Origin of the sequence: Sulfuritalea sp. (genome assembly GCF_017302275.1) — a bacterium.
Classification (GTDB): domain Bacteria; phylum Pseudomonadota; class Gammaproteobacteria; order Burkholderiales; family Rhodocyclaceae; genus Sulfuritalea.
On record NZ_JAFLDR010000051.1, the window covers coordinates 20,887 to 27,038 of the forward strand.

The following is a 6,152-nucleotide window of genomic DNA, read 5'->3' on the forward strand; positions in this document are numbered from 1 at the left end:
GATTGCGACCATTGCATACAACAGATTTCCGTATTTGAATCCGATGCCGCCGACCTCTTCGCGCCGACTGATACCCCTGCTCACCTGGCTGGCGGTCGCACTGTGGAGCCTGGTCGTGGGCGGCTCGTTGTTCTGGGCGCTGCAACAGGATGCCAAGGAAGCCATGGACATGGCCTACGCGGAAGCGAGGGCCAACCTGAACAAGGACATCGTGCTGCGTAGATGGGCCACGGAACACGGCGGCCTTTACGTTCCGATTACCGACAAGCAGCCGTCGGTACCCTGGCTGAGCCACGTCCCCGGACGCGACGTGACCACCACCGACGGCCTCAGGCTGACACTGCTCAATCCGGCCTCGGCGGCGCGCCAGATGATGGACCGCTACGCCGAAGCATACGGCGTGCACGGGCGCATCACGGGACTGAAGTACCTGAATCCGGCGAATGCGCCCGATCCCTGGGAAACGGCGCAACTTGAGGCATTCACCCGCGGCGAGCGTGCGGAAATCTGGGAAACCGCCGACATCGACGGCAAACCCTACTTGCGCTATTTGCGCGCCATGGTCATGGAACCTGGCTGCGACAAATGCCATGCCATCCTCGGCTACAAGACTGGCGACATGCGCGGCGCCACCGGACTCAACCTGCCGCTCGAGGCCTACTACGAAAGCATCGCCACGGCGCGCCGCGAACTGGGCCTGACCCACGGCACGATCTGGCTGCTGGGCCTGGCGGGAATCGGCACGTTTTCAAGGATGGCGCGGCGAAGGGAACGCGAACTGCGCCAATCCAAGTTGATCATCGACTCCACCGATGACGCGATCATCACCCGGAGCCTGGATGGCGTCATATTGAGCTGGAACCCTGGCGCCGAAAGGACGTTCGGCTACACGCCCGACGAAGTGATAGGGCGTTCCACGCGGATGCTCCTTCCGCCCGATCGGCTGGATGAAGAACACGACATCCTGGGCCGCATCTCGCGTGGCGAGAGAATCGACGACTACGAGATGCTGCGCCAGTGCAAGGATGGCCGGCTGATCAATTTGTCCGCGACGATTTCCCCGCTGCTGGACGACCGCGGCAAGGTGATCGGCGCCTCGACGATCGAACATGACATGACCTCGCGCAACAGGGCGGAGGCCGAGATCAGGCGCCTGAATGCCGACCTGGAAGAGCGGGTGCGCCTGCGCACGGCGGACCTCGATGCCGCCAACCAGTCGCTGATCCAGGCCAAGGAAGCCGCCGAAGCAGCAAATCGGGCGAAAAGCATCTTTCTGGCGAACATGAGCCACGAAATCCGCACGCCGATGAACGCCATCATCGGGCTTACCCACCTGCTGCGCCGGTCGGAGACCACGCCGGAACAGGCGGAACGCCTGGGCAAGATCGACACGGCCGGCAATCACCTGCTGTCCATCATCAACGACGTCCTTGACCTCTCGAAGATCGAGGCCGGACGGCTGGAACTGGAAAACACGAATTTCGCCCTCGGCGCGGTACTCGACCATGTCCGTTCGCTGAACTCCGACCCGGCTGCCGCCAAGGGCCTGCGAATCGAGGTCGACCCGGATGGTGTCCCGGTCTGGCTGCGTGGCGATCCCACCCGCCTGCGCCAGGCATTGTTCAACTACACCAGCAACGCCATCAAATTCACCGAGCGTGGAACCATCACGCTGCGCGCCCGACTTCTGGAGGACAACGGCGATGACCTCCTGGTCCGCTTTGAAGTGCAGGATTCCGGCATCGGCCTTTCAGAGAGGCAGATTTCCAGCCTGTTCGTCGCCTTCGAACAGGCCGATGCCTCGACCACGCGAAAGTATGGCGGCACCGGCCTCGGGCTCGCGATCACCCGCCACCTGGCGGAATTGATGGGCGGCAACGCCGGCGCCGAAAGTTCGCCTGGCCAAGGCAGCGTATTCTGGTTTACGGCCCATCTTCAGCGCGGCAGCGGAATCATGCCGATGACCAGCGAACCGCGGACCCATGACGTGGAAGCCCAACTCCGCCGAATCCATGGCGGCAGCAAGATCCTCCTCGCGGAAGACAACCCCATCAACCGGGAAGTCGCGCTGGAATTGCTGAGCGGAGCGGGACTGGCCGCGGAGATCGCTGTCGATGGAGTCGAGGCCCTGGAGATGGCCCGCGTCGCCGACTACAGCCTGATCCTGATGGACATGCAGATGCCGCGCATGGACGGCCTGGGCGCGACGCGGGCGATTCGGGCGCTGCCGGGCCGCGCATCGACGCCGATCCTGGCCATGACCGCCAATGCCTTCGACGAAGACCGCCGCGCCTGTCGCGAAGCCGGCATGAACGACTTTATTGCCAAGCCCGTGAATCCGGCGATCCTCTATGCGACTCTGATGCGATGGCTGCCGGCGTCGCCGCCCGCCATTGACCACCGACGCGCAAGCACCCCGCCTGCGCCCGCACCGACGCCGCCCGGCATGGACACGGCGCAGTTCATGGATCTGGACGAATGGCAGGCCAGGCTGGCCGCCATTCCGGGCCTCGACCCGGAACAGGGCTTGGCGCTGGTGCGGCGCAACCCTGCCCGCCACGCGCGCATGCTCGGCCAGTTTGCCGAGGGCCATGCCGGCGAAGCAGCACACCTGTCGGCGAACCTCGCGGCGGGCGACCTCGGCGCACTGGCCATGCTCGCCCACGCCGTGAAGGGATCAGCAGCCAATGTCGGGGCATGGGCCGTATCGGATGCCGCGTCGGCGCTGGAGGCGGCGGCCAAGCGATCCTGCGGAAAGGACGAGCTGCTCAAACTCGTCACGGCACTGGTGGAACAAATGGATGTCGTGATCGGCTGCATACGCCAGTTGCCCGGCACGAACCTGACCGAACCGAAAACCCACTGAGGTTTCGCGCCCGGTCTGACCGCCGAGGCCGGCGTCCGCTGCCGACGCCTACGGCGTCGGGAACCACCCGCAACTCATGAATGCTTCGCGCCCTTGCCTTCGGCTTGCACCCAGGCCGCGTAGCGCGCCCTGGCGCCGTCGTTCGGCGGGTAGAGCCCCGGCAACGGCACGCCCGCCGCGACCTCGGCCATGATCCAGCCTTCGAAGCGCTCCTGCTCGACGGATTCCGCGATCACGTCGGCCAGCATGGCGGCCGGGATCAATACCGCGCCGTCGGCATCGGTCACCACGACGTCGTTGGGGAATACCGCAACACCGCCACACCCGATCGGCTCCTGCCAGCCGACGAAGGTCAGCCCCGCTACCGAAGGGGGCGCCGCGACGCCGTTGCACCACACCGGCAACCCGGTGCCCATCACGCCCTCCACGTCGCGCACCACGCCGTCGGTGACCAGCGCCGCGACGCCACGCCTTTTCATGCGCGAACACAGGATGTCGCCGAAGATGCCGGCGTCGGCCACGCCCATCGCATCCACCACCGCGATGCAGCCGGCCGGCATGGCCTCGATCGCGGCCCGCGTCGAGATCGGCGAACCCCACGAAGCCGGCGTGGCCAGATCTTCGCGTGCCGGCACGAAACGCAGCGTGAAGGCGCGCCCGACCAGTCGCCGTGGTGCCGCCGCGTGCAGCGGCCGCGCACCGCGCATCCAGACGTTGCGCAGGCCCTTCTTGAGCAGGACCGTGGTCAGCGTCGCCGTCGTGACCGCGGACAGGGCGCGGATGATCTCCGCGTCCAGCGGGAGGGGATCGATGCCCATGGGTAATCCTTCGTATCGGTAGTGACGTTCAGTTCGCGTAGCAGGCTGTCAGGGCCGCGATCATGTAAGCCGGGTCCTGCGCGCCGGCGCTTTCGCGCGCGCTGTGCATGGCCCACATCGGCGAGCCGACGTCGACCGTGGGCATGCCGAGGCGCGCGGCGACGATGGGGCCGATGGTGCTGCCGCAACCCAGGTTGCCGCGGTGCGCGTACTGCTGGCAGGGAACGCCGGCCGCTTCGCAGCAAGCCATGAAACGCGCCGCGGTTTCCGCGCCAGTGGCGTAGCGCTGGCTGGCATTCGCCTTGATCACAGGGCCGCCATTGACGCTGACCTTGTGCCCGGGTTCGTAGGCAGCGGGGAAGTTGGGGTGGTATCCATGTGCCATGTCGGCGCTGACGAAGAAGCCCTGCGCCAGTGCGCGCCGCCGGTCCTCTTCATCGAGTCCGAGCGCGAGGCCGATGCGCGCCAGCACGTCGGTGACGAAACTGCCGCCGGCCCCGACCGCGCTCTCGCTGCCGACTTCCTCGTGGTCGAACAAGGCCGCGACGCAGGTCGCGCCCGGCGCCTGCGTCGCCGTCAGCGCGGTCAGCGCCGCGTGGCATGACGCCAGGTTGTCGAGTTGGCGACTGGCGATGAACTCCTCTTCGGCGCCCCACAGGCTCGCCGGCTGCACGTCGTAGGCCGCCAGTTCCCAGCTCAGCAATTCGCCTGGCGCGGCCTGCGCGGCAGCAGCCAGCAAGGCCAGAAAGCCAGCCTCGGCGGCGTCGTCCTTGCCCAGCAGACCGAGCAGCAGCGGCAACTCGCTTTGCTTGTCGAACTTGAGGCCGGATTCATTGACCTCGCGGTTCATGTGGATCGCCAGGTTGGGCAGGCGCAGCAGCGGGCGCTCGTAACGCAGCAGCCTCGTCTGCGATCCCGCGCCAGTGCGAACCACGACGCGCCCCGCCAGTCCCAGGTCGCGGTCGGCGAAGGTCGCCAATATCGGCCCGCCATACACTTCCACCGCCAGGCGCGCCAAACCGTTGCCGCCCAGTGCCGGACGAGGCTTGATCCGCAGGCCGGGCGAATCGGTGTGGGCGCCGACAATGCGGAATCCCGCTTCCGCCAGGGGCCGGCTGCCAAGCACGAAGGCGATCAGCGAAGCGCCGCCGCGCACCACGTAATGGCGTCCGCCCGGTACCAGGGACCAGCGCGCATCCTCCGCCAGCGGCGTGTAACCGTGCGCCCTGAGGCGCTGTTCGGCACTCGCCACCGCGTGCCACGGGCTGGGGCTGGCGTCGATGAAGGAAATCAGGTCGAGGGCGGTGTCGCGGGCGGGAATGGGCAGGAGCATGGCGGATGGAAAAGGATCACAAAAGCTGAAGCATACAACCTCAACCCTGCGTTGCCGGCGCCAGCCGCCGGCCCGGACGGTGCTGCCTCAATCGGCCAGCAGGTATTTGGCCATGGTCACCACACCGGCCGCCATGGTCACCTTGCAACTGTGGCGTCCGTAGCTTTTCGCGTCACCGAGGATGCTCACGCCGCTGTCCGCGAGAACGCCATCGAGCCGTTTGTCAGTGATGAAGGCGTTCAGCTGCACCCGGGTCATACCGGTGCTGACCTGGCTGCAAACAGCTTTCATCCGGTCGGCGCCAGTGGCGGTGAAATAGCTGAAGAAAATGACGGCGAGTACGACAGGGAGGCCGAACAGTACCCCGAGGCCCTTGGCGAGTGGTGTCATGGGCAACATGATACTCGGCGCCGGATCGCATCGCAGAAGCCGGCGCCCCGCAGCGACTTCCTTCGGTTGCTGACGACACGGCGATCCTGCACTACCGAGGCGTACCCTGGCCGGATGCAAGTAGCCGCGCATACGATTGACGATCGGCTGGATCCGCCTGCTGCCGACCGTCTCGACTCCAGGAATCGCGTTCGTGCCGTGGTTGCTGATACTTGTGCACGGCATCACGAAAAGCTTGGAATAATCCGGGCTCCGTCCCCGTCCCACGCTCATGCCGGTGCTTTCCTTCCTGTTCCACAGCCGCCAATGGCGCGACAGCCTCGAAGCCGCCCGGCCCGCGCTCTATCGCGTCGCCTACGCCTGGTGCCGCGACGCCGCGCTGGCCGATGATCTGGTGCAGGACGCGACGACCAAGGCGCTCGAACGCGGCGACCAGTTGCGCGACCCGACGCGCTTCAAGGGCTGGCTGTTCGCCATCCTCTCGCGCTGCTGGCACGACCACCTGCGTGCGCGGCATCCGCACGAGGACATCGACGAGCTCGCCGACGAGCACCTTGCCGGCGGCAGCACGCCGCCCGAGGAGGCCGAGCGCCGCCAGACCGTGGCCCGGGTGCGCGCCGCCGTGGCCCGCCTGCCGGTCGGCCAGCGGCAGGTGCTGACCCTGGTGGACCTCGAAGAATTCGGCTATGCCGAGGTCGGCGAGATTCTCGCCATCCCCATAGGCACGGTGATGAGCCGCCTGCAC

The 6,152-nt window shown here is 66.7% G+C and carries 5 protein-coding genes; 2 read left to right on the forward strand and 3 right to left on the reverse strand.

Translation table 11 applies throughout. From position 1 onward, the window contains the following. The first annotated feature begins 43 nt into the window (after nucleotides 1–43). Complete coding sequence (locus tag J0M27_RS19135) at nucleotides 44–2,866, forward strand: ATP-binding protein (RefSeq protein WP_294995598.1); 2,823 nt, start codon at nucleotides 44–46, stop codon at nucleotides 2,864–2,866. 74 nt (nucleotides 2,867–2,940) lie between these two features. Here the strand turns inward: J0M27_RS19135 and J0M27_RS19140 are convergent, their stop codons facing one another. From J0M27_RS19140 to J0M27_RS19150, 3 genes are all read right to left on the reverse strand, one after another. Beyond that, nucleotides 2,941–3,684: a ribonuclease activity regulator RraA gene (locus J0M27_RS19140; RefSeq protein WP_294995601.1), complete on the reverse strand. Its 744-nt coding sequence runs from the start codon at nucleotides 3,682–3,684 to the stop codon at nucleotides 2,941–2,943. A 28-nt stretch (nucleotides 3,685–3,712) separates the two neighbouring features. Beyond that, complete coding sequence (locus J0M27_RS19145; RefSeq protein ID WP_294995603.1) at nucleotides 3,713–5,017, reverse strand: M18 family aminopeptidase; 1,305 nt, start codon at nucleotides 5,015–5,017, stop codon at nucleotides 3,713–3,715. 87 nt (nucleotides 5,018–5,104) lie between these two features. After that, nucleotides 5,105–5,680, reverse strand: a complete 576-nt coding sequence (locus J0M27_RS19150) for a hypothetical protein (protein WP_294995605.1) — start codon at nucleotides 5,678–5,680, stop codon at nucleotides 5,105–5,107. On the opposite strand from J0M27_RS19150, the gene J0M27_RS19155 reads away from it, so the two are divergent. Beyond that, a partial coding sequence (locus J0M27_RS19155) for an RNA polymerase sigma factor (protein ID WP_294995608.1) occupies nucleotides 5,679–6,152 on the forward strand: 474 nt, incomplete at its 3' end. The genes J0M27_RS19150 and J0M27_RS19155 overlap by 2 nt on opposite strands.